The sequence below is a fragment of the Pseudomonas sp. GW456-12-1-14-TSB6 genome (assembly GCF_059424205.1).
This window is the reverse complement of sequence record NZ_JBWKZE010000014.1, coordinates 96584-122648: the sequence shown is the minus strand read 5'-3', so window position 1 is coordinate 122648 and position 26065 is coordinate 96584. Positions and strand designations below refer to the sequence as shown.

The following is a 26065-nucleotide window of genomic DNA, read 5'->3' as shown; positions in this document are numbered from 1 at the left end:
GCGCAGGTTGTTCCTCGTCGTTGACCCTCAAATGGAAGTCGAGGTTTCAATTGGTCACGCGGTTTGCAATCGTCGATGCAATGAACGGGGCGACGTCTGTCGCCAATGATCCGGCCCACTTTCCAGTTGCCTGCGCCGACCGCGCGGCGGCGTTTTTCTCCAGCCTGTCTCCCCCCGAATTTCTGCGTGTGCCCGCGTTCAACGCGAGTCTGCACGCGCGCGCCGCGCCATCCTCCTGAATTCGAATGACCGTGCCGGCATCTGATGCCGGGGCCTGACTGGCGGGGCATTTTTGTCCCGGCCTGATCACAAAAATAAAGTAGTCATGGACGGTAGCCTCCGATGCTCGATAACACTTCCTTGCGTGGGACGAATTCCGCGCAGCCCGACGTTTGCTCCTTGAAACCGTTCGATGCAGACCTGTGCGTGCACGGCCTGTTTGAGGCGCAGGTGCTGCGCAATCCCGAGGCCATCGCCGCACGCTGGCAGCAGGAGGCGCTCAGTTACCGTGAACTGAACACCCGCGCCAACCGGCTGGCCCATCACCTGCGCAGCCTCGGGGTCGGGCCGGACGTGCGGGTCGGGCTGTGTCTGGAGCGTTCGCTGGAGATGCTGGTCGGCGTGCTCGCGGTGCTCAAGGCCGGCGGCGCCTATGTGCCGCTGGACCCGGCGTATCCGCAGGCGCGGCTGGCGCACATGCTGGCCGACAGCGCACCGCCGGTGGTACTGACCCACGGCCACGCGCGCGATGTTTTGCGGGCGGCGCTCGAACAGTCGGCGACTGCACCGACGGTGCAGGATCTGGCCGACGCCAGTGATTGGGCTTCGCTTTCAGCCGACAACCTCGATCCTCATTCAATCGGCCTGACACCCCGTCACCTGGCTTACGTGATCTACACCTCCGGCTCCACCGGCACCCCGAAAGGCGTGATGGTCGAGCATCGCGGGCTGGTTGCGGTGAGCGCTGACTGGGCGCAACTCTATGAGTTGGGCGAGCCGATCAATCATCTGCAGATGGCCGGTTTTTCCTTCGACGTGTTCAGCGCCGACCTGATCCGTGCGCTGGGTTTTGGCGGCACGCTGGTGCTGTGTCCACGGGACACTCTGATGGACCCGCCGGCCCTGTATCGTCTGATGCGCGAGGCGCAGATTGGCTTTGCCGACTTCGTGCCGGCGCTGCTCAATCCACTGTTGGCGTGGGTCGAAGAGACCGACCACGACCTGTCGTTCCTGCGCACCGTGGTCTGCGGCTCCGACATCTGGACCGCCCACAGCGCGCGGCAATTGCGCAGGCTGTGCGGTGATCGCGTGCAGATCGTCCAGGCCTACGGCGTGACTGAAGCGAGCATCGACAGCACCTGTTTCGAGCTAACCGAAAGCAGTCAGATCGACGCGGTGCTGCCCATCGGCCGGGCACTGCCCAATACCCGGATTTACCTGCTCGACGCTGACGGCACACCGGTTGCCGAGGGTGTCGCGGGCGAGTTGTACATCGGTGGCGTCGGCGTGGCGCGCGGTTATCTGAATCTGCCAAAACTGACCGCCGAGCGTTTCATCGATAGCCCGTTCGTGGGGGGCGAACGCCTTTACCGCACCGGAGATCTGGCGCGTTACCGGGCCGACGGGCAACTGGAGTTCCTCGGCCGTAACGATTCCCAGGCCAAGTTGCGCGGCCTGCGTCTGGAGCTGGGGGAAATCGAAACCCGGTTGGCGGACATTCCGGGCGTGCGCGAAAGCGTGGTGTTGCTGCGCCAGGACAGTCCCGGTGAACCGCGATTGGTCGCTTACTACTGCGAAAAACCAGACTCAACGCTGAGCCCGCGCTCACTGCGCGAACAACTGCAAATCAGCCTGCCGGACTACATGGTGCCAACCGCCTTCGTGCGTCTCGATGCACTGCCGCTGACCGCCAACGGCAAGGTCGATCGCCCAAATCTGCCGGCGCCGGACGTTGAGGCGTTCGATCAGCAGGAGTACCAGGCACCACAAGGCCCGCTGGAAACCGCGCTCGCCGCAATCTGGGCCGACGTGCTCGGCGTCGAGCGGGTGGGGCGTCAGGATCAGTTCTTCGCCCTCGGTGGTCACTCGCTGCTGGTGATGCGCGTGCTGGCGCAGGTTCGTCATGCGCTGGGGCTGGAAGTGGCGCCTTCGACGCTGTTTGCCGCACCGGTTCTGGCGGCGTTCGCCGAACGGCTGCAAGCCAGTCAGGCCGCGGCTCGCCCGGCCATCACAGCCCTTGAACGCACGGGCGCGCAAACGTTGTCGTCTGCTCAGCAGCGCCTGTGGTTTCTGGCACAAATGGAGGGTGGCAACGCCGCCTATCACATGCCGTTGAACCTGCGTTTGCTCGGTTCGCTGGACGTGCCGGCACTGGAACGCAGCTTCAATCAACTGGTGGCGCGCCATGCGGCGCTACGCACGACGTTCATCGCCGTTGAAGGGGAAGGGCGGCAGTTGGTTTCGCCGCCTGCGCACAGTGTCCGGCTGACGGTGACTGACGTGCAGGGGCACGATGCGCAAGAACGCCTGAGCCGCTTGATCGACGAGGAAGGCGCCAGACCCTTCGACCTGAGCCGGGGGCCGCTGATGCGGGTCAGCCTGGTGCGGCTGGCGGCGGATGACCATGTGTTGCTGCTGACCCAGCATCACATCATCTCTGACGGCTGGTCGATGGGTGTGCTCACCCGCGAGCTCGGTCAGCTGTACGCAGCGGCGTTGCAGGATCGCGACGATCCGCTGCCGCCCTTGCCGGTGCAGTACGTGGATTACGCGGTGTGGCAAAAGCAATGGCTGTCCGGCGACGTGCTTGAGCAGCAAAGCCGTTACTGGCGCGAAACTCTCAGCGGCGCGCCGGTGCTGCTGGAGTTGCCGACCGATCACAAGCGCCCGCCCGTGCAGGATTACCTCGGCGGCTTTGTCCCGCTGGTCTTCGATGCCGCCCTGACCGCACGCCTGAAAGCCCTGGGCATGCAGCAAGGCACCACGCTGTTCATGAATCTGCTGGCCGGTTTTTCGCTGCTGCTGTTGCGCCTGTCGGGGCAGGGCGATGTGGTGATCGGCGTACCATCGGCCAACCGTCCGCAGCAGGAACTGGAAGGGCTGATCGGTTTCTTCGTCAACACCCTCGCGCTGCGCATGACCCAATCGGGTACGCCGTCGGTGGCGCAATGGCTGCAACAGGCACGGCGAGTGGCGCTGGAGGCTCAGGAACATCAGGATCTGCCGTTCGAGCAAGTGGTGGAATTGCTCAACCCGCCGCGCAGTCTGGCCCACAGTCCGCTGTTCCAGGTGCTGTTTGCCTGGGAACAGGATCAGGATTCCGACCTGCTGCTGACCGGGCTCGACGTTACGCCGGTCGAGAGCAGCCATCACGTGGCCAAGTTCGATCTGCAACTGGCGCTCCATGAGCGCGACGGGCAGATCGTCGGCGGTCTGGAATATGCCTCGGGCCTGTTCGAGCGCGGCACCGTCGAGCAGTTCGGCGAGTACTTGCGCCGAGTGCTGACGCAGATGGTCGAGGACAGCGAGCAGTCGCTGGCCGCGATCAAGCTGCTGAGCGCCGAGCAACACCAGCAGATCGTTCATGACTGGAACCGCACCGCGCGGGATACCGCATCGTTGCCCGGTTGCGTGGCGCGCTTTGAAAGCCTCGCCCGGCAAACGCCCCACGCCGTGGCGCTGCTCGCCGACCGTGAGCAAATGAGTTACGGCGAACTGAATCGCGCGGCCAACCGCCTAGCGCATTACCTGATCGAACAAGGTGTCGGCCCCGAACATCGCGTCGGCCTGTGCCTGGAACGCTCGCCGCACATGGTCATCGGCCTGCTGGCGATCCTCAAGGCCGGTGCGGCGTACGTGCCGTTTGACCCGGCTTACCCGAGCGAGCGTCTGGCATTCATGTTCAGCGATGCGGCGCCGACCCTGCTGCTGACCCAGTCGAGCCTGATGACCGGGCTGCCGGCCAACGAGGCGAAAGTCTGCTGCCTGGACACAGACGCAGCGCAATGGGCACAACACCCGACGGATGATCCGCAAGTCACGGTGAGCCCGGAAAACCTCGGCTACGTGCTCTACACCTCCGGCTCCACCGGACGCCCGAAAGGCGTGGCCCACAGCCGTCGCGCGCTGGACAACCTGATTAACTGGCAGCTCGATCAAGCCACGGCACCGCAGCGTGTGCTGCAATTCGCCTCGCTGAACTTCGACGTCTCCTTCCAGGAAATCTGCAGCACGCTGTGTCAGGGCGGCAGCCTGTTGCTGATGACCGAAGACAGCCGCAAGGACCTCGCCGCGCTGCGCCCGACTCTGGTGGCCGAAGGCGTGCAGCGGGCGTTCCTGCCGTTCGCCGTGTTGCAGCAACTCGCCGGCCTGACCGAGGCCGATGCTCCGATGCCGGCCGGCGGTTGCGAAATCATCACCGCCGGTGAAGCCCTGCAAATCAATGACGAGCTGCGCGGTTTTGTTCGCGGACTCGGTGGCGCGCAACTGCACAACCAGTACGGGCCGACCGAAACCCATGTGGTCAGCCAGTTCAGCCTTGACTGCAACGAGGCCGAATCCTGGCCGGACGCGCCGCCCATTGGCCGTCCCATCGCCAATGCGCGGCTGTACGTGTTGGACGAATATCTGAATCCGGTGCCGATCGGCGTGGCGGGTGAGTTGTACATCGCCGGCGCCTGCCTGGCCCGGGGCTATCTGAACCGCCCGGACCTGACCGCCGAACGCTTCCTGCCGGATCCGTTCAGTGCCGAGCCGGGCGCACGGATGTACCGCAGCGGCGACCTCGCGAAATTCCAGGCTGACGGCAACGTGCAGTACCTGGGACGCATCGACCAACAGGTGAAATTGCGCGGCTTCCGCATCGAACTCGGTGAGATCGACAGCCTGTTGCATCAACAACCCGGTGTGCAGGAAGCCGCCGTGTTGCTGCGCGAAGACGTGGCTGGGGACAAGCGTCTGGTGGCCTATGTGGTCGGCACCGCGACCCCTGAATGCCTGCGTGCCGAACTGCAACGCCAGTTGCCCGAACACATGATCCCGAGTGCCTGGGTTCGCCTGTCGCAATTGCCGCTGACCCGCAACGGCAAGCTCGACCGCCAGGCGCTGCCGGCACCGGAACGCAGCGCCGGGGCGACCTACGAGGCGCCGCGCAATGACACCGAACGGCAAATGGCCGAGATCTGGGCCGAAGTGCTCAAGTGCGAGCGGGTCGGGATCCACGACAACTTCTTCGACCTCGGCGGCCACTCGCTGCTGGCGACGCGGATGATCTACGCGATCAACCAGCGCATGGGCGCGCAACTGTCCCTGAGCAGTCTGTTCCAGACCCCGGTGTTGCTGGATCTGGCGGCGCAGGTGTCGCGTGAAGAGCAAAGCGTTGAACCGGCATTCCTCCAGATCGAGCCGGATCGCAGTAATCGGCATGAACCATTCCCTCTGACCGATATCCAGCAAGCCTACTGGTTCGGTCGTGAGGCCACGGTCAGCCTCGGCGGCGTCAGTGCCCACGGTTACGAAGAACTGCGCATTCCCGAGTTCGACGCCGAGCGTTTCGAACAAGCCTTGAACCGCATGATCCTGCGCCACGACATGCTGCGCGTGGTGTTCCTCAGCGACGGCACGCAACAGGTGCTGGCGCAGGTGCCGACCTATCGCATGCCGCGCAGCGATCTGCGCGGTTTGCCCGCCGATGTGGCGCAGCGCACGCTGGAAGCGACCCGCGAACGTCAGTCCCATCAGGTGCTGGACGCCAGTCGCTGGCCGCTGTTCGAGTTCAGCCTGTCGTTACTCGATGACGGCATCACCCATTTGCACATCAGCCTCGACGCGCTGATCGTCGACGCCGCGAGCACGCAGATTCTCGCCCGCGAACTCATGGCGTTCTACGTCGATCCGAACCTGGAGCTGGCGGAACCGGGCCTGACCTTCCGCGACTATGTGCTGGCCGAACAGCAGCTGCGTAATGGCCGCCGCTACGAGCAGGCGCTGGGCTACTGGCGTGAGCGGGTGACCACGTTGGCCCCGGCGCCGGACCTGCCGCTGGTACGCCAGCCGGAAAGCATCGCCAACCCGCACTTCACCCGCCGCGACCGCGACATGTCGGCGGCGCAGTGGACGCAGCTCAAAGCCGTGGCCAAACAGTTTGCCGTGACGCCATCGGTGATGCTGCTGACCGCGTTCAGCGAAGTGCTGGCGCTGTGGAGCCGCACCCCACGTTTCACCCTGAGCCTGCCGCTGTTCAACCGCATGCCGCTGCACAGCGATGTCGACGAAATCATTGGCGACTTCACCTCGCTGGTGCTGCTGGAAGTCGGTATCGACGGTTCGCAGAGCTTCACCGACAAGGCCCGCGCGGTGCAGGCGCAACTGTGGCGCGACATCGACCATTCGGTGGTCAGCGGTGTGCGGGTACTGCGCGAATTGTCCCAGGCCCGGGGCGTGCAGCAGACGGCGATGCCGATCGTGTTCAACAGCACGCTCTCGGAAGCGGCGCCGGAACTGGCCGAATTCAACCTCGCCGACGCGTTGAACGCGCGGCACATGCACAGCATCACCCAGACCCCGCAAGTGTGGCTCGACCACACGTTGCTGGAGCTGGAAGGGCGGCTGCTGTTCAACTGGGACAGCATCGACGAACTGTTCCCGCAAGGCATGATCGAGCAGATGTTCGTCGCCTATAACACCCTGCTCGACAGCCTTTGCGAGCCGGCAGCCTGGGGCGCGAATACGCCACAACTGCTGCCGCAGGCACGCTTGCCGGCACCGGTCGACCGTCAGCAAACGCTGCCATTGATGCACGAACTGTTCGAACGTCAGGCCCGCGCCACACCGGATGCCCTGGCGGTGATCGGTACGCGGCAACTGACGTACGCCCAGCTTCGCTTTGAGGCCCGGCAACTCGGCGCCCGACTGCAAGCGCAGGGTGTCCTGCCGAACCGCTTGGTGGCGGTGGTGATGGAGCGCGGTTGGGAGCAAGTGGTCGCAACGCTGGCGATTCTGTATGCCGGCGGCGCTTACCTGCCGATCGAACCGACTCAGCCGGCGGAACGGCTGCGGCATATTCTGGAACGGGCGGAGGCGAGTCTGGCCCTGACCCAACCGGCGCTGCTCGACAAAGTCGAATGGCCGGCGCAGGTGACGGCCATCGCGGTGGCCGATGAAATCTCGAACGATGAACTGCCACTGCAACCGGTGGAGGTGAACGAAAGCGACCTCGCTTACGTGATCTACACCTCCGGCTCTACCGGCCAGCCGAAAGGCGTGGTGATCGACCATCGCGGTGCGGTCAACACCTTGCTCGACATCAACCGGCGCTTTGCTGTCGGCCCGAACGACCGCGTATTGGCGATCTCGTCGCTGAGCTTCGACCTGTCGGTCTATGACTTCTTCGGCACGTTGGCGGTGGGCGCGGCGGTGGTCATCCTCGACCCGCAACTGACCCTCGATCCGGCGCACTGGCTCGAATTGATCAAGCGTCATCGGGTCAGCCTGTGGAACTCGGTGCCGGCGCTGCTCGGCATGCTGGTCGAGTACGTAGAGGGCGAGGGCGGCACGTTGCCCGCCAGCCTGCGGGTGGCGATGTTGTCCGGCGACTGGATCCCATTGACTCTGCCCGAGCGGGTCTGGGCCTTGCAGCCGGATTTGCAACTGATCAGCCTGGGCGGTGCCACCGAAACGTCGATCTGGTCGATCTGTTACCCGGTACAGCACGTCGACCCGGCGTGGCGCAGCATTCCCTACGGCAAGGCCCTCGATCATCAGCGCTTCTATGTGCTGGACGAAGCGCTGCAAGTGCGCCCGACCTGGGTCGCGGGGCAGCTGTACATCGGCGGTATCGGTCTGGCGAAAGGTTACTGGCGCGATGAAAAACTCAGCGCTGGCAGTTTCTTCGATCATCCACTGACCGGCGAGCGGCTGTATCGCACGGGCGACCTGGGACGCTTGCTGCCGGACGGCAACATAGAATTCCTCGGTCGCGAAGACAATCAGGTCAAGGTCCAGGGTTATCGCATCGAGCTGGGTGAGATCGAGGCCGCGCTCAATCGCCATCCCGGCGTGCAGAGCGCGGTGGTGCGGATTCTGGGCAGCACGCTGGGCGAGAAGCGCCTGGCGGGTTACGTGCTCAAGGCCGATCCGGCGTTGCAGGCCAGCGATTTCAGCGCGTACCTGAGCGACAAACTGCCGGCCTACATGATTCCGCCGTCGTTCACCTTTGTTGAAGCGTGGCCGTTGTCGTCCAACGGCAAGGTCGACAAGAAACGCCTGCCGGAACCTGAGCAGATCGAGGAACAAGGGCCGGCGCTCGAAGTCGAGGGCCCGCAGGAACAGCGGCTGGTGGAGATCGTGCAGGACGTGCTCAAACGCGAATCCATTGCCGCCAACGCCAACCTGCTGAATTTGGGCGCAACGTCGATCGATATCGTCAGGATCAGCAACGCCTTGTCCGGCGCCTTGCAGTTCCGCCCGCACGTGGCGCAATTGCTGGCCCAACCGACGCTGCTGCATCTGCTCGGCATGTACCGCCAGAACCGGGCGCGGCAGGATCTGCTCGGCAACGTGCAGCAGGCCTCGGAGCCCGTGCAGGACATCATCGAAGATCCCCAGCAGCGGGCGCAGTTCAAGGCCGAACAGCGCGGACGCCGCGACTTCGCTCAGACCCTGCCGGCGCTGGCGCTGGACCTGCCGCAAGACCCGGCCTTCGCCCGACGTTTGAGCGATTACCGCTCGGTGCGTCAATACGATCGGCAACCGATCGCCACCCAGGCCTTTGCCCATGTGTTGGCGGCACTGGCCCAGGGGCAACTCGACGGCGAAGTGAAATACCAGTTCCCGTCGGCGGGCGGGCTGTACCCGATTCAGGCGTACCTCTACATCAAAGCGGATCGCGTGCTTGGCGTGCCCGGTGGCGCGTATTACTACGATCCCCGCCAGCATCGTTTGCTGGCGCTCCAGAGCGGATTGCTCGACCCGGACACCTACGACTATTTCGTCAACCGCCCGGTGTACGAGAATGCCGCGTTCTCGCTGTTCTTCATCGCCGACATGGCCGCTATCCGCCCGCTGTATGGCGAGCGCAGCCGCGACTTCTGCCACATCGAAAGTGGCGCCATGGCCCAGTTGCTGAGCATGACCGCCGTCGAGCACGGTCTGGGTCTGTGCGGCATTGGCTCGGTCGAGGAACAACAACTGACGACGCTGTTCGATCTCGGGCCGAGCCATGAATTGATCTACTCGATGATCGGCGGCCTGCGCACGGCCGATGAACAACACCGCGCGCCAGTCGAAGTGTTTGCCAGCGAGCCTGTGACCGCCAGCCTGGACGATGAAGACATGGAGGAGTTCGAAGTATGAATGCCGATCAATTGCTGGCGTTGTTCGCTCGCCATGGTGTGGTGCTCGAAGTGGACGGTGACAGGCTGCGCTGCAAGGCGCCGCGCGGGTTTCTCACCGAAGAACTGACCCAGGCGCTCAAACGTCACAAACAGGAACTGATCGCCTTGCTCGGCGGGTGCGATGACGCGGCGATTCCCCGCCGATCCGGCACGCACACGTCCTGGCCGTTGTCCTTCTCGCAGCGGCAATTGTGGTTTCTCGATCAACTGGAACCCGGCAACCCGTTCTACAACGTGCCGACGGCGGTAACGCTGAAAGGGCAGTTGGACGTCGCGCAACTGGAGAGGGCGCTGAACCAACTGGTGGCCCGCCACGAAGTCTTGCGCACGACGTTTTGCCGCGTCGACGGTGAACCGCGTCAGGTGGTGCACCCGTCGATGCCGCTGTCGTTGTCGGTGACGGATCTGCGCCAATTGCCTGCCGAAGAGCGCGAGCAGCACGTGCGATCCGCCGTCGAGCAGGACGCCCGGGCGCCATTCGATCTGGCCAGCGGGCCGTTGCTGCGGGCGTCGTTACTGCGCGTGGCCGACGATGAATACCTGTGGCTGTACAGCGTGCATCACATCATCGCCGACGGCTGGTCGATGGGCGTGATCCTGCACGAAGTCGCCACGCTGTACGGCGATTATCTGCGTGGTGAAACCCCGACGCTTGCGCCGTTGCCGGTGCAATACGCCGACTACGCCTGCTGGCAGCAACAGCGAGTGGGCGGCGCCGCGCTGGACGCACAGCTCGATTACTGGCGGCGCACCCTGGACGACGCGCCGCTGGTATCGACGTTGCCCGCCGACCGGCCGCGCCCGTTGGTGCAGCGCTATGTCGGGGCCACGTTCAGTTCCTCCGTCGATGGCGGCACCTTGCGCGAACTCACGGCGCTGGCCCGGCAGACTCAGGGCACGCTGTTCAACGTGCTGCTGGGCGCATTGGCGGTGCTGCTGTGGCGCCACAGCGGTCAGCAGGATCTGTGCATCGGCACGCCGTTCGCCAACCGCAATCGCCCGGAAGTCGAGCCGCTGATCGGCCATTTCGTCAACACCCTGGTGCTGCGTCAGCTCCTGAATCCGCAGCAGACCTTCGCCGAACTGTTGCGCGAAGTGCGGGGCCAGATGCTCGACGTCCACGCCCACCAGGACGTGCCGTTCGACCGCGTGGTCGAGGCTGTCAACCCGCAGCGCGATCCCGGTCATTCGCCGTTGTTCCAGGTGATGCTGGTGCTGCAGAACACCCCGGGCAACGCAGTGCAGATGCCTGGCCTGGAACTGGCGCCGTACGGCACCAGCAGTGCCACCGCCAAGTTCGATCTGGCATTCGAATGGGTCGAGCGGGCAGGGCGGCTGGACTTGCTGGTGGAATACAACACCGACCTCTACGACATCGCGACCATCCAACGCCTGAGCGGGCACTACCGACATCTGCTCGAACAGATCGCCGCCGACGCCAAGCAACCGATCAATGCCTTGCCATTGATGAACGAAGCGGAGCGTCAGCAAGTGCTTGTGGACTTCAACCGCGCCGCGCCACTGACGCAAACGGCGCCCTGCGTGCATCAACTGGTTGAAGCGCAGGCCGCGAGCAACCCTCAGGCTTGCGCAGTGGTGTTCGAAGGTGAATCTCTGAGCTACGCCGAACTCAATGCCCGGGCCAACCGCCTGGCACGGCACTTGCGCACCTTGGGCGTTGGCCCGGACGTGCGCGTGGCGGTGTGCATCGAGCGTTCGCTGGAGTTGCCGGTGGCGCTGCTGGCGGTGCTCAAGGCCGGTGGCGCCTATGTGCCGCTGGATCCGGATTATCCGTTGGGACGCCTGAGCCATATGCTCGGCGACAGCACGCCGGCGGTGCTGCTGACCCTTGGTTCGGCGCACGGGATTTTGCGCCAAGCCGTGCAAGGCTCGACCTGGGAAGCGCCGATCCTCGACCTCGAACAAGATGCCGCGAGCTGGGCGTCGTTGCCGGCGGACAATCTTGATCCGCGCCATGTCGGCGTCACCCCGGACCATCTCGCCTACGTGATCTACACCTCCGGCACCACCGGGTTGCCCAAGGGCGCTATGGTCGCCCACCGTGGCTTGAGCAACCTGCTGCTGTGGTGTTTGCAGGTCTGCGGCGAAGCAGGGGCGATGCTGCACAAGATCCCGTTCGGTTTCGATGCTTCGGCGTGGGAGACCTTCTGGCCGCTGGCAACCGGCGGACGGCTGGTGATCGCACGGCCCGGCGGGCATTACGAACCGGCGTATCTGGCCCGCGAGGTGCGCGAGCAAAAGGTCACGGCGCTGGTGTTCGTGCCGGCGATGTTGCAGCTGTTTCTGGAGGTCGACGAGGTCAGCCGGTGTGGGTCGCTGACCGATGTGTTCAGCGGCGGCGGTGAACTGCCGCCAGCGCTGGCGCGGCGGTTTCAGGAGCGTCTGCCCCATGCGCGGCTGCACAACGTCTACGGCCCGACCGAAACCACGGTGATCAACAGCATCTGGACGCTGGAGCCCGGCGCCGAGGTGCCGGCCCGGCAACTGCCGATCGGCCGGCCAATCTCCAACAATCGTTTTTACGTGCTTGATGACCGCGACGAGCCGGTGCCGGTGGGCGTGACCGGACATCTGCACATTGGCGGCGTGGGCGTGGCCCGCGGTTATCTGGGGCTGGCGCAACTGAGTGCCGAGCGCTTTATCGACAACCCGTTTGTGGCAGGTGATCGGCTCTATCGCAGCGGCGATCTGGCGCGTTATCGCCCGGACGGTCAGCTGGAGTTTCTGGGTCGCAACGACTTCCAGGTCAAGTTGCGCGGCGTGCGCCTGGAACTGGGCGAGATCGAAGCCCGGCTCGAAGCGTTTCCCGGCATCCGCAGCGCCGTGGTGCTGATGGTCGGCGAAGCGGCGCAGGACCAGCGGCTGGTGGCCTGTTGCGTAGTGGCCGAGACCGTGGACGAAGCTGCAGTGCACGCCCATCTGGCGACGACCCTGCCCAGAGCGGTGATCCCCGGCAGCTATCTGTGGCTCGACGCGCTGCCGCTGACCGCCAATGGCAAAGTCGACCGTGCCGCGCTGACAGCATTGGCGGATGAAGAGATGACCAACCGCCAAGTAAACTTGAGCAGCCCGCGCGATCACATCGAACTGGCGCTGTACCAGATCTGGAAAAGCCTGTTGCTGGCGCCGCAGATCGGCATTCGTGACAACTTTTTCAATGTCGGCGGCACCTCCATTGCTGCGATCAAAATGGCCCATGAAATCAGCCAGCAGTTCGCGGTTGAAGTGCCGGTGCGCGTGGTGCTCAGCTACCCGACCATCGAAGCGCTGGGGGGCTGGCTGCGGGTCGGGGCCAATCCGGCGCTGGCCCAGAGCAACCTGATCGAATTCCGTCGCGGCAGCAGCCAGCACAACGTGGTGTGCATTCACCCGGCGGGCGGCACGGCGTTCTGTTACCTGTCGCTGGCCAAGGTGCTGCCGGATGAAACCGGCGTGTACGGGGTGCAATCGCCGGGGCTGAATCCGGGGGAGAGCAGCGAGCCGACGGTCGAAGCGATGGCCGAGGCTTACTTGCGCCAGATCGAACCGCTGACGCAGCAACCGCTGATCCTCACCGGGCTGTCGTTCGGCGGCCTGGTGGCCTATGAAATGGCGCGGCGGTTGACGGCGGCGGGGCATCGTCAGGTGACGGTGGTGCTGCTCGACACCCAGGGCAGTGACGACCCCGGTTTCCGCGAGCAGATCGGCACCGTGGACATGGCCGAGTTTCGCGACAAACTGGTGCGTTTCAACGGCATGTACCCCGGCATCGAAGACGCGCAGGTCGAGCGCTACTTCAACATCTACAACCATAACCGCCTGGCCATGGCCGCCTATGAGTGCGCGCCGCGCGCCGGCCGCGTGGTGCTGATCCAGGCGCGGGAAGATTTCAGCCGCCATCAGTTGCATGAACTGCGCGGCTTCTGGCGTCGCCGCGCAGGCCGCGGTTATCTGGCGAAACTGGTCAGCGGCGGGCACTGGGACATGCTCGAAAGCGCGGAAATCCACCGGGTCTCGCAAATCATCCGTCGGGAGCTGCAACGCTTCGACGCGCAGGAGGCGAAATGATGAGTGCGTCCACAGACATGCCGTTGCTAGCGCGTTTCGCCGAGCAAGTGCGGCGTAATCCGCAAGCGCCGGCGGTGATTGATCAGTCGGTCACGCTGACTTACGCGGAACTGGCCAGCGCGAGCGAACGTATCGCCCGAGGATTGCTGGCGCGCGGTGTCGAACCCGGCCAGTCGCTGGCGTTGTGCATGCCGCGTTGCTGGCAATGGTTGGCGGCGATTCTCGGCGCCCTGAAAGTCGGCGCGGTGGTGGTGCCGCTGGATCGCGCCAGCCCACGCAAACGCCGGGAACTGATGCTGGCGGATGCGGCGTGTGTCGGCCTGATTACCCTGGACGAAGAACCGCTGTGGTCGCCGTCACTGTGGCAAACCAGTGTCGAGGCCTTGCTCGATCAGCCGGACGCTCCGCCGCAAACACTGGCCGAAGACTTTGCCGAGGTGATGTTCCTGTTCTACACCTCGGGCACCACCGGCACGCCAAAAGCAGTCGAGGTGGGTGAGCGCGGCCTGCTGCGTCTGGCGCACACCGACGGCTATATCGAGATTCGCCCGACGGACCGGTTTGCCTGCCTGTCCAACCCGGCGTTCGATGCGTGCAGTTTCGAACTGTGGGCGCCGCTGCTCAACGGCGGCTGCTGCGTGATGATCGCCGACGAGGACGTGCTGGATGCGCGTCGACTGGCCGAGGTGCTGGAGCGGACGCAGGTCGACAATCTGTTCATGACCGTGTCGCTGTTCAACACCTTGATTGCCGAGTGGCCGTCGTGCTTTTCCAGCGTACGTCAGGTGCTGATCGGCGGTGAGCAGATCAGCGCTGCCGCCGTGCGCGGCTGGTATCGGGCCAACCCTGAGAGCCGCTGCCGGATCTTCAACGTCTACGGCCCCACCGAATGCACCACGTTTGCCCTGTGCTGGCCGATCAGCCGCGATTTTGCCGGTGACTCGGCGCCCATTGGCCGACCGTTGCCGGACACTGGCGTGTTGGTGCTGGATGAACAGCAACGGCCGGTGCCGGCGGGCGAAGTCGGCGAGCTGTATTTGAGTGGCAGCGGTGTCGCTCGTGGCTATCGCAACCGGCGCGAAGAAACTGCTCGCCAGTTCGTCCGTTTGCCCGACCTCGACGGTGGCGCGCAGGTGCATTACCGCACCGGCGATCTGGTGCGACGCAATGCCGAAGGCTTGATCGAGTACCTGGGGCGGGTCGACCGGCAGGTGAAGATTCGCGGCTTCCGGATCGAACCGGGGGAGGTGGAGCAACGGATCCTGGAGCATCCAGGCGTGGCGCAGGTGTACGTCTGCACCCGGCGGCAGGCGGCAGAAGACCATCAGTTGCTGGCGTTCATCGTGCCGCGCGGGGATCTGGACTATCACGCCTTCGAAAACCATCTGCGGGCACAACTGGCGCCGTATATGCGGCCGCACCAGTTGTTTCTGCTGGAGCGCCTGCCGCTGACGGCCAATGGCAAGATCGACCGTGACGGGTTGCTGGCGCAAGGGTTGAGCCCGTGGCATCCAGTCCTGGCGGCTATGGATAACGAAAGCGTTTCACCAGCGCTGGAGTGGTTGTTGAGTCAGGCCCGCTCGCTGCTCGGCCAACCGGCCCTGAGCGCGCAGGACGACTGGCTGGGCAGTGGCGGCGATTCGCTCAAGGCGCTGCGCCTGCGTTCGGCGATCCGTGTCCACTGGCAGCGCGAGATCGCCATCGATACGTTGCTCAACGAGCCTTTCTCGTCATTGGCCGCACAACTGAGCGGTGAGACGAACGGAGAGTCGATTTACCCACCTGCGCCACCGATCAGTAGCGCCAAACGCCTGCCGGCCACCGCCGAACAGCGCCGCCTATGGCTGTTGCAACAACGCTCGCCGACCTCGACCGCCTACAGCGTGCCGCTGATTCTGCATCTGGCGGCAGGTGTCGAAGTTGCGGCACTGGCCGAGGCTTTGGGGCGTCTGGTGCAGCGTCATGCGGGGTTGCGCACGGCATTTGTGGCGGGTGCCGATGGACTGGATCAGGTAATCGCCGAGCAGGGGTCGACCTGTCGCACCTTCGCGGTCGGGCATTTCACCGAGAACAACTGGCAGGCCTTCGCCGAGCTGGTGTTCGCCGCGCCGTTCGATCTGACCACCCGGGAGCTGTTTAAGGCCTGGCTGTTGCCGTTCGCCGATGGCAGTTGCCGGCTGTTGCTGAACCTGCATCACATCATCGTCGATGGCTGGTCGGTGAACCTGTTGTTCGAGGATCTGGCGCAGCTTTACACCGATGCCCTGCAAGGCCGTGACAGCCTGCAACCGGCCGTCCGATTGACGACGCTGGAGTTTGGCCAGTGGCAGCGCCAGTGGAGCGTCGATCCGCATTATCGCGACCAGCGCCGCGCACTTGCCGAGTTGCATCGCCGTCAGGAAGAGCCGTCGCCTGCATTGATGCCAATGCGCGAAATCAGCCCGGACGCCCGGTTGCACCGCGAACCCTTGGGCACCCTGCGCAGTGCGGCTCTTGAGCGCTTTTGCACCCAACAACGGCTGACCCGTTTCGAAGTGCTGTTCAGTGTCTTCGCCTGGAGCCTGTACGCCCTGACCGGGTGCGAGCGGCCACGGATCGCCAGCCCGGTGGCCAACCGGCCACTGGCGGAGTTCGAAGACACGGTCGGCATGTTTGCCAACACCGTGCTGATCCCCACTGCCGTTGAAAATGCATTGCCCCTGAGCGAGCAGTTGCGCAAACAGAGTGCCACCGTGCGTGAAGTGCTGGCGTTGCAGGACGTGGCGCTGGCGGATCTAGTGGAAGACCTGCGGCTGTCGTCGAGCCCCTCGCTGTTCGACTTCATGTTCGTGCTGGAAAACACTGACTACGCCGCACTGGCCGACTCGAACCTGCACGCCACGCTGGCATTCAACGAGCAGTTACACGCCAAGTGCCCGTTGACGTTGTTGATGGTGGGCAGCGGTTCGCAGCTGGAATGCTGGTGGGAATATCAGTGCAGCTATTTCGATGCCGAACAGATGCGGGCGTTGAACGCGCTGTTCCGCCGGGGTCTGGATCTGTTGCTGGAAAACCCGGCGGCCAACCTCGAAGATTTGCTCGGTCCGTATCGACGTGGTTTGCCACCGGCCAGCGAGGGGCCCCGAACTGCGCTGCCGTTCAACACACTGGCGGACGGGTTCGAGCATCAAGTGCATTGCACGCCGGAGGCGGTCGCGCTGGTTCAAGGCCAGCACCGCCTCAGCTACAGCGAACTGAATGCGCTGGCCGATACTCTGGCGGCCACCCTGATCGAGCGTCATCCCTTGGCGACCGGGAACGCGCCGCTGCATGTCGTGCTGTTCCTCGATGCCTCGGTAGAACACATCGTCGCCTTGCTGGCGCTGGCCAAACTCAACCTGACCGCCGTGCCGCTCGACCCTGCTTATCCGGTGGCGATCCAGCGTCAGGTGCTGGAGCAGGCGCAGCCTCTGTGTGTGCTGTTCAGCGACGCGACCAAGGCTGCACTGGATGACCTGAACGCCGGACGATTCGCCACCCATCGGGTCGATCTGCGCGCCGATGCCGGAACGTTCGAGCGTCCACGCCACGCTGGCGAACGGCCGCTGTACACGCTGTTCACCTCCGGATCGACCGGCACACCGAAAGGCGTGCAGGTGTCGGAACGCACCCTGTGCAACCTGCTGCAATGGCAGCGCACCGGAGGGCAGTTGCCGGCGAAAGCGGTGACCCTGCAGTTCTCGATGCTGTCGTTCGATGTGTCGTTCCAGGAGATTTTCAGCACCCTGTGCGGCGGCGGCTGTTATCACCTGATCACGCCGCGCTGGCGTCAGGACGCCGAGGCGTTGCTGGATTACATGGTCGAGGCGCGAATCGAGCGCCTGTTTCTGCCGTACGTGGCCTTGCAGCATCTGGCGCAAACCGCCGTGAGTCGGGGCATTTACCCGTTGGCGTTGCGTGAGGTGATCACGGCCGGCGAGCAATTGCTCTGCACCGATGCGCTGCGCAACTGGTTCGACGGCATGCCGCACGCGTCGCTGTTCAACCACTATGGCCCGACCGAAACCCACGTGGTCAGCGCCTTGCGCCTGCCGCCCGTGGCGCGGGACTGGCCATTGCGCGCGCCGATCGGCCATGCCGTCGGCAATGCGCGGTTGCTGCTGGTGGATGAGCACGACCGCCCGGTGCCGATCGGCAGTCGCGGCTATCTGTTGGTGGCCGGGCCGATGGTTGCCCGCTGTTATCTGGCCGATCCTGCCCTGAACGCCGCACGGTTTGTCGAGCTGGCAGACGGCTGTTTGTACTACCGCACCGGCGATCTGGCGTGGGCCGATGCCCGGGGCTGCCTGCATTACCTGGGGCGTGACGATCAGCAGATCAAACTCAGCGGCCATCGTCTGGAACTGGGGCAGATCGAGGCGGCGCTGATGCAGATGCCGGAAGTGGTCAACGCGGTGGTCGCGGTGCAGGCCGATCCGCCACGGCTGATTGCCTGGCTGCAACTCGATGGTCAACCTGCGACATCCGGCGAGCTGGATCGTCAGGTTGCACGGTGGCTGCCGGCCCATGTGCGAATCGATGAATACCGGCGGATCGACCTCTGGCCACGCACCCCCAGCGGCAAGATCGACCGTAAGGCCTTGCCGAATCTGGGCGAGGCGATGGAGCGGCGCAGCACGCCACAACCGGTTGTTCAACTGAGTGCACTGGAACGGCAACTCAGCGAGTTGTTCCAGGCTGTGATCGGCCGTGACATCGAGCCGGAACAGACCTTCTTCGAGGCCGGCGCCACCAGCCTCGGCCTCATGCGTTTGCATGGCCGTTACGCCGAAGAACTGCCGCACAAGGTGACGATGGCCGATCTGTTCGAACACGTCACGGTGCGGCGTCTGGCTGCGCACCTGTCGACGGCGCCGGTGGCAGCGGCGGAGCGTATACGGCAGACCGATGCAGGCCATCAGCCGATGGCGATCATCGGCATGGCGGTCAATGTGGCCGGGGCGCAGAATCTGTCCGAATTCTGGGCCATGGTGCAAGGCAATGAGCTGGGCATCGAGCACTTTGCTGCCGAAGAAGGCCTGGTCGGTGCCCGCAGCCAACTGGCGGGCATGCTCGATTTCGATCCCGAGTACTTCGGCATCAGCCGTCAGGAAGCACGGCTGATGGACCCGCAACAGCGGCATCTGCTGATGGCCTGCGTGCAGGCCCTGCAACACGCGGCCATCGTCCCGTCGGCGGATGGTCCGCGCATCGGTCTGATCGCCAGTTGCGGCGAAACCACGTACTTCCAGCAGATGCTGCGCGAAACCGCCGACGACGATCTGCCGGACGGTTTTCAACTGGCGCTGCACCACGACAAGGATTTTCTGGCGACCAAAGCCGCGTATCACCTGGACCTCAACGGCCCGGCCCTGAGCGTGCAGGCTGCGTGTGGCAGTTCGCTGATCGCCGTGCACCTGGCCAGTTCGATGCTGCGCCAGGGCGACAGCGACGTGATGCTCGCGGCCGGGGTGCTGATCGATCCGACCCTGACCGAGGGCTATCGGCATCGCTCGCAGCACATCTTTTCCGCCGACGGTCTGTGCCGTCCATTCAGCGATGACGCCAGCGGCACCCTCGGCGCCAGTGGCTACGGCGTGGTGGTGCTCAAACCGCTGGCCAAGGCGCGGGCCGATGGTGACCGGATCTATGCGTTGGTCGAAGGCTCGGCGCTGAACAACGATGGCCGGGCCAAGATGAGTTACACCGCGCCGTCGGTGGCGGGGCAGAGCGCGATCATCCGCGATGCCTTGAGTCGGGCCGGGTTGACCGGTGCCGACATCGGCTATATCGAGGCCCACGGCACCGGCACCTTGCTCGGCGATCCGATCGAAGTCGCGGCGTTGACCAAGGCTTTCGGCGATGCGCCGGCCGGCCAATGCGCGCTGGCCTCGGTGAAAAGCCAGATCGGTCATCTGGGCGCGGCGGCGGGGGTAGTCGGGCTGATTCGCGCCAGTCTCGCGGTGTTCCATGGCGTGTTGCCGCCGAACCTCGGTTTTGGCCGGATTAACCCGCAGATCGATCTGGAGCATTCGCCGTTCTATGTTCCGACCACCTCCCGGCCATGGCCGGAAGGTCGGCGACGATTGGCCGGTGTCAGCAGTTTCGGGATTGGCGGGACCAATGCGCATGTCATCGTTGGTGCTGCGCCCAAGGCTCAGGAAGGGGTCGAGGAAACGCTGCCGTTGCTGATGATTTCGGCTCACAGCCGAGCGGAGTTGCTGCGTGACATCGCGGTGATTCGTGAATATCTGCAAACCAATCCTGAGCAGCACACCGCGTTGCTGCGGCACTTGCAGTCAGGTCGCCGGCAATTGCGCTGGCGCTTCGCGATGGTCTGCCGGCCGGGTGACGACATTCCGTTGCAGCCAACAGCGATCAAAGAGGTCACGGTCTCAAGTGCGCAGTTGATCTCGCGTGATCAATCGCCGCAGGATCTGCTGGACGCCTGGTACGAAGGTGTGAATATCCAGTGGCCGCAACGCTCGGCACCGCCGCCGTGGGATTTGCCGCCGTCATCGTTCGATCTTCAGACCTATCGTTTCCAGACGCCTGTGGCTGCTGAACCTGAAGCGCCAGCCCTTGCGCGACAACCGCTGGCGGACTGGTTTCACCAACGACAATGGGTGCGCACCCGGCGCCTGAGCGCGACAGCGACGGCGCAATCCCGTGAGGTGCTGATTCTGTGCAGCCATGAAACGCCGGAATCGACGTTGCTGGCGAGCCTGCACACTGTCTATCGACGCGTGATTCAAGTGCGCGCGGGCAATGGCTTCAAGCGCTTGAGCCCGGACCGTTTCGAGCTTGATCCGCTGGACATCGAAGCCCTGAACCGCTTGCTCGCCGAGGTCGCAGAACCTGACCTTGGCGAACTCGACTGGCTGCATGCCTTGCCGCTGGCGGTGTCGGGCGCGGTCAGCGAGCAATCGCTGGATCTGGCGCAGTGGGCTTGCCTGGACACGGTCAGTGCGCTGATGCAGGTCTTGGGGCAAATACCGCGCACGACACGGCTGCGGTTGTGGTTGATGTCATGGCAGGCATGCCCGGTGGACGGCGAAGTTCGGCGCCCCGAGTTGGCAGCGCTGGCCGGCATCACCGAAGTGGTGCCGCAGGAATACCCGGTGCGTTGCCATTGGCTGGATTTGCCGTCGTCGCGCCTCGAAGCGCAGGCCGGCGAGTTGGCAGCGTTGCTTGCCGATCCGGCCTCACTGCCTCGGCGAATGGCGGTGCGCGATGGTTACCTGTGGCAGCCACGCTTGCTGCCTCAGCCATTGACCGACCCAGCAACGACATCAGGGCTTCTGCCGGAAGACGGCACGTTTCTCGTGCTGGGCGGCAGCGGCGGCATCGGCCGGACCTTGTGCGAACACCTGCTGCAGGCGCCTGCACGCCGAGTGGCGCTGCTCTCGCGTCAGGGGCAACTGCCGGCGTCTCTAGCGGCTTACGCTTCGCGGATCGACTGCATCAAAGCGGACATCGCCGACCTGCCACGCTGGCCGCAGATCCTCGATCAACTGGCCGTTCGTTACGGTCGCCTGAGCGGGGTGATTCACGCGGCGGGTGTCGGTGCGGGCAGCCTGATTCGCCACCGCGATGCCCGGCAAATGGCCGAGGCCATGGCCGCCAAAACTCGCGGCATGCTGGCGGTCGAGGCCTTGATCGAACACCTGAAACCGGGTTTTGTCCTGTACTGCTCGTCGATGTCGGCACTGTTCGGCGGCGCGGGGCATCTGGACTACGCGGCGGCCAGCGGGGTACTCGATGGCTTCACCCACTATCGCCCGAATCCGGCTGACACTTGCCTGCGCCTCGGAATCAACTGGGACATCTGGCGCGACATCGGCATGGCCACCACCAGCAACGGTGGAGACGCCGCGCATCTGGAGCATCTGACGGTTGGCCTGTCGGCGGAAGAGGGCTGTCGGGTGTTCGATCTGGCGATGGCGACGCAGTTGCCTCAGTTGCTGATCTCCACCACCGGCATCGACACGGCGCGGCGGTTTTATCCGGTTCGCCACGGTGCCGTGGCCGCAGCGGTCGAGGCGCCGAAGGGCGTGGATCTGTCGGCGCGCCTGCGTGAGTGCCTGTGCAAGTGGCTCGGTGTGGCCGAGCTGGAAGATGACGATTCGTTGTACGACCTGGGCGCGGATTCGCTGACGCTGCTCGACCTGATCGACGAGCTGCAAGCGGCCACGGGTGAGGTATTCCAGCTGTCGCAATTCAGCCACAAGGTCAGCCTGAGCGAGGTGCTGGGGCTGGTCTCGACCGCCACGGTTGAAGAGGCGCCCCCTGCTGCACCGCACGGCTGGCACGACGCGGTGCGGATCGATCAATGGCATGCCGGAGCCGGGCGTGACTGGCTGTACCTGATCCACCCGGTGGGTGGCGATGTTCAGGCCTATCGGGAACTGGTCTCGGCGCTGCCGGCGGAACTGGGCGTGTGCGTGATCGCCGATCCGGCGCTGCGCCTGCCGCAGTTGCCGAATATCAGCGTTGACGAGCGTGCACGCCGGTATCTGGCGGCGATCAAAACCCACCTTCCGCACGGCAGCACTTGGCGTCTGGCAGGCTGGTCGTTCGGTGCATGGGTGGCGCAGGCGCTGTGTCATCAGGCCCAGGCTGACGGGTTCAGGCAACCGTTGTTGTACCTGATCGACCCGCCCGCGCCGGATGCCGGTGCGGAACTGGCCGGCATTGATGAGCAGACCATCGAGCAGGTGTTCCAGCGCGAGTTCGCCCAGCGCTGGCCGGAGGTCGAAGGGCAGGGCATGGCCGAGGAGCGTCAGGCGTATCTGCAACGGCTGATCGTGTGCTGCCGCAATAACATGGCCAGCATGGTCGACTTCCGACCGCCAGAGCTGGCGACCACTGCGGTGCGGTTGTTCATCGCCGGGCACGCCAATCCTTACGGGCTGGGCAGCGCCTGGAACCCGGATGACCTGCAACGCAACTGGCAGGCCTTGTTGCCGCAGTTGCGCAGCTGGCAAACCCTCGACACCGATCACTACGGCATCGTCGCGGGCCGCTGGGCGCGGTTGATGGCCGAAGTCATCGGTACGGATGAGCCGGCGCCATGAATGAACCGATCTCGATGCCGCAATGGTGGCTGGCCTTGACCAAGGTGTTGTGCGAAGCCGAGCCGAACGCGGCCTTGCGCTTGAGGCAACTGCAGGGTCAGGTGCCGTTTCAGCTGTTTCATCGCTGGCAGGCCGACGTGGTCATGCCGATGCTCGGCGAAGCCTTGCCGGAACACCGGCAGGCGCTGCTCGCGTTGCAAAGCCTGCATCAGCGGGCGGCGCTCGGCGTGCTCGGGCGTCAGGGCGAATGGCGGGCCACGCTCAAACCGGTGTTGCTGGCGCTGTATCGCAAGGCCTACGCCTACGACGCGGCGTACGGCAAGGCCCACGCCAGTGCGATGACCTACGGCCTCGCACCGGCCAACATCGCCATGATTGCCGAGCACTTCGGCGATGCCGAGGCGTTCGCCGAGTACTACGCGCAACTCAATACCGAGGCGGCCGCCACCGCGTTTGCCCAGGCTCATGCCAGCGCCAACGCCGAAGTGTCGGCCCGAGCTTTCGCGGACGACGATGCAGACACCTGCGCTCAGGTCTGCGGGGCGTCCGTGCGGGTTTACGTCGGGGCCTGCGCTTCGAGCGACGAACAGCGGCAGGCCGCACTCAACCATCTCGCCGCCGGGCTCGACCGGAGTCTGGCCACGCTGCAATCCCGTTCAACAGGAGAACGACATGAATGACGCACACCTGCAATTCGATGTGGTGGTCAACGCTCAGGGCCAGTATTCCCTGTGGCCGGCGGGCAAGCCGATGGCCAGCGGCTGGAGCGAGGCGGGGATGCGCGGCGAACGCCAGGTCTGTCTGGATTACATCAACGAACACTGGATCGACATGCGCCCGCGTTCGCTGCGCGAGCAGTCATCGGTGTCGTTCCAATAAAAAAGGTGAGGGAACATGGATCAGTTGGCACTCAAGGCAATCGAGCGCATCGCCGCCGAACGGCGCGCGCCGTATCAACACATCACGGTCGAGCGGATCACGCCGATCATCGGCGCCGAGATCGGCGGCGTCGATCTTTCGCAGCCGCTGAGCGACGAGCAGCTCGCGGAAATCCGCCGGGCCTTTCTGGAAAACCACGTGGTGGTGTTCCGCGATCAGCACCTGACGGTGGATGAACACAAGGCGTTTGGCCGGCTGTTCGGTGAGCTGCGGGCGCTGCCGGTGGAGGACATCGACGGCGATGACCCGGAGCTGGTGGTGATCCGCGCCAATGCGCAATCGCGCTACGTGGCCGGCGAAACCTGGCACACCGACGGCACCGCCGATCTGGCGCCGTCCATGGGCTCGATGCTGTACGTCAAGGAAACCCCGGCCATCGGCACGGGCGGCGATACGCTGTTCGCCAACATGCACCTGGCGCTGGAAATGCTGTCGCCGACGATGCAGCAGTTTCTCGGCGAATTGACCGCGATCCATGACGGTGCGATTCCGTGGAAGGGCTATGAGGCGCCGGCCAACCTGCCGAAAACCGAGCACCCGGTGGTGGTTCGCCACCCGGAAACCGGGCGCAAAACGCTGTTCGTCAATTCCGGGTTTACGTCGCACATCGTCCAGTTGTCTGGCGGTGAAAGCCAGGTGCTGTTGAACATGCTGTTCGATCTGGTGGCGCGGGAGCCGGTCCTCAGCTGTCGCGTGCGCTGGGCGCCGAATACGCTGGTGTTCTGGGACAACCGCTGCACCCAGCACCATGCGGTCTGGGATTATTTCCCGCACTCGCGGTATGGCGAGCGGGTGACGATTCTGGGGACGCAGCCCAAGGCTTGAGCTGTAAAAAAACGGTGGGCGCGGCGGTGCCGTTCCCACCGGTCATTCACAGGCCTTGTTTGAGCAGCTGCTCGACGATCAACTCGCCAAACGCCAGATTCCCGTGCAACGGGTCATCCACTTCGCAGTACGCCGGAAGCTGGAAACCCTGCTCATCATTCGCAGCAGCACGCACATCTATCAGCTGGATGCCGAGCCCTTGCAGGCGCTCGATCAGCAGCGCCTGCGCTGCCATGAACACACGCGGATCGGACAACTCCGGCACCCGCTGCGGCGGCAGCACGGCGAACACCTTGAGGTTCATCGCCCGGGCCTGTTCATAGAACGCCAGCGCAGGTTTGGACAAGGTGTCGACGATGGATTCGAACAGGGGACCTGCGAGAAAACCTTCGTCGAATTCGCCGTCCGGTGTCTGGTAGCAGGTCCAGTTCGGCGCGGTGGCGAGGTAGTGCAGGCTCAGGCCAATGGTACTCACCAGCGGCACCCCGACCTTCGCCAGTTGCGGCACTTCGAACGGCGCCAGGGCCTGGCGATACAGACGTTCCATCTCGGCGTCCCGAAACAGCACGTCATGGCGGGTCAGGCTGAAAAAATCCACCGCGAAATCCCGGCCGGTGCCCAGCGGGCCGCCGCTGAACGGCAGCTCGCGGGCCTGCGCGGCTTTGCCGATGACCCCGGCATGGGAGTCGCCCAGCAGCAGAAACCTAGGCGTAGTAATCGAGCACGGCGTCTTCACAGACAAGCTCCTCGCTGGACACGCAGGTGGAGGGAATGCTGGCCGGCGTTTGCAGCGGTTGAACGGCGTCGAGCCCGGCGAAAAACTGCTGCATGACAAACGCCACGCCTTCCGGCGTGACCTCGCGCTGGTTGGGCTGGTAGAACGCGCCCTTGAACGGTGTGCCGGTGATGATTTCGTAAGAAGGGAAATAGTCGACGTCGTGCAGGTCTTCACACAGCTGCCCGGCGACGGCGCGCAGGACCGATTTGGAATAGGTGGTGGCGCTCAGCACATGTTCGCCCGTGGCCGTCGCCGTCAGGGGCACCGGTGACACGGTGAGCAGCAGGCGCAGTTGCGGGTTGATCGAACGCATCAATTCCAGCGCCCGCACCATGTCGCCATAGGTGTCCATGAAGCCGAAATTGCAGAACTTGTGAAGCTGCGGATCGAAGGTGCCACCCACGGTGCCGGGGCACACGGGATACACCAGCCCGGTCTGGCGGTTCTGCCAGGCTTCGGTCAGGCCGAGGGTGAACACGAACACTTTGGCTCGGCGCAGGGCGCTGCGAATGGCGTCGAGGGTGGCTTCGCGCGAGGTGAACAGCGCGTCCTCGCTGGCAAAGCCGTCGGGCTCCACGGCGGGGCGGAACGGGTCGAAGAAACGCCCGTCATGGGCCCAGGTTTCGTCGGGGGGCAGGCTCACGCCCAAGGCCCATTCGAGCCATTGGCACAGCATCGCCGGGGTGTACAGGTTGCCGGTGCGGAATGAGAACACCCCGTAGTTGTGGGCCTTCCAGTTGTCTTCGGGCAGTTCGGGCGGGGCCGGTTCCGCGTCCAGCCAGTTCATGCCGCGTTCGCCCAGCGCCCGGCCGATGTGCTGGGCGAAACAGGAGCCAGCGGTGACGATGGCGTCCTTGTTGCCGATCTCGAATTGTGGTGTCCACAGTTGATCGATGTTCAGCGCGGGCTTGTCAGCCACGGCGGTGCGCCAGAAAGCGCGGGGTGGCAGGCATTGATAAGGATTCACG

At 64.5% G+C, this 26065-nt stretch carries 8 protein-coding genes; 6 read left to right on the top strand and 2 right to left on the bottom strand.

The window, feature by feature from the left end; genetic code table 11:
• Window positions 1-342 precede the first annotated feature (342 nt).
• The 6 genes from AC07Y2_RS15340 to AC07Y2_RS15315 are packed head-to-tail and all read left to right on the top strand — an operon-like array spanning window position 343 to window position 24319.
• Window positions 343-9351 carry a non-ribosomal peptide synthetase gene (locus AC07Y2_RS15340; protein ID WP_103386283.1) on the top strand — a complete coding sequence of 3003 codons (9009 nt, stop codon included), beginning with the start codon at window positions 343-345 and terminating at the stop codon, window positions 9349-9351.
• Entirely contained in the window at window positions 9348-13460 is a 4113-nt protein-coding gene (locus tag AC07Y2_RS15335; RefSeq protein ID WP_103386282.1) for a non-ribosomal peptide synthetase, read from the top strand. Before AC07Y2_RS15340 ends, AC07Y2_RS15335 begins: the two co-directional genes overlap by 4 nt.
• Window positions 13457-22555: a hybrid non-ribosomal peptide synthetase/type I polyketide synthase gene (locus tag AC07Y2_RS15330; RefSeq protein WP_103386281.1), complete on the top strand. Its 9099-nt coding sequence runs from the start codon at window positions 13457-13459 to the stop codon at window positions 22553-22555. Before AC07Y2_RS15335 ends, AC07Y2_RS15330 begins: the two co-directional genes overlap by 4 nt.
• Window positions 22552-23235 (top strand): hypothetical protein, encoded by a 684-nt coding sequence (locus AC07Y2_RS15325; RefSeq protein WP_103386280.1) that lies wholly within the window; start codon window positions 22552-22554, stop codon window positions 23233-23235. The genes AC07Y2_RS15330 and AC07Y2_RS15325 overlap by 4 nt, the downstream gene beginning before the upstream one ends.
• A complete protein-coding gene (locus AC07Y2_RS15320; protein ID WP_039771063.1) occupies window positions 23228-23434 on the top strand; it encodes an MbtH family protein in 207 nt (68 codons plus the stop codon). The genes AC07Y2_RS15325 and AC07Y2_RS15320 overlap by 8 nt, the downstream gene beginning before the upstream one ends.
• 15 nt (window positions 23435-23449) lie before the next feature.
• Window positions 23450-24319, top strand: coding sequence for a TauD/TfdA dioxygenase family protein (locus AC07Y2_RS15315; RefSeq protein ID WP_102686671.1), 870 nt, complete (start codon window positions 23450-23452; stop codon window positions 24317-24319).
• Between the two features lie 46 nt (window positions 24320-24365).
• Here AC07Y2_RS15315 and AC07Y2_RS15310 read toward each other — a convergent pair whose 3' ends face one another.
• A complete protein-coding gene (locus AC07Y2_RS15310; RefSeq protein WP_178082855.1) occupies window positions 24366-25055 on the bottom strand; it encodes a hypothetical protein in 690 nt (229 codons plus the stop codon).
• A complete protein-coding gene (locus AC07Y2_RS15305) occupies window positions 25024-26064 on the bottom strand; it encodes a GSCFA domain-containing protein (protein ID WP_103386279.1) in 1041 nt (346 codons plus the stop codon). Before AC07Y2_RS15305 ends, AC07Y2_RS15310 begins: the two co-directional genes overlap by 32 nt.
• Window position 26065: the final 1 nt, after the last annotated feature.

Excerpts from the sequence above, each read along its gene's own strand:
- AC07Y2_RS15320 (WP_039771063.1), top strand. The coding sequence starts at position 23,228 with ATGAATGACGCACACCTGCAATTCGATGTGGTGGTCAACGCTCAGGGC.
- AC07Y2_RS15330 (WP_103386281.1), top strand. The coding sequence starts at position 13,457 with ATGATGAGTGCGTCCACAGACATGCCGTTGCTAGCGCGTTTCGCCGAG.
- AC07Y2_RS15315 (WP_102686671.1), top strand. The coding sequence starts at position 23,450 with ATGGATCAGTTGGCACTCAAGGCAATCGAGCGCATCGCCGCCGAACGG.
- AC07Y2_RS15325 (WP_103386280.1), top strand. The coding sequence starts at position 22,552 with ATGAATGAACCGATCTCGATGCCGCAATGGTGGCTGGCCTTGACCAAG.
- AC07Y2_RS15335 (WP_103386282.1), top strand. The coding sequence starts at position 9,348 with ATGAATGCCGATCAATTGCTGGCGTTGTTCGCTCGCCATGGTGTGGTG.
- AC07Y2_RS15340 (WP_103386283.1), top strand. The coding sequence starts at position 343 with ATGCTCGATAACACTTCCTTGCGTGGGACGAATTCCGCGCAGCCCGAC.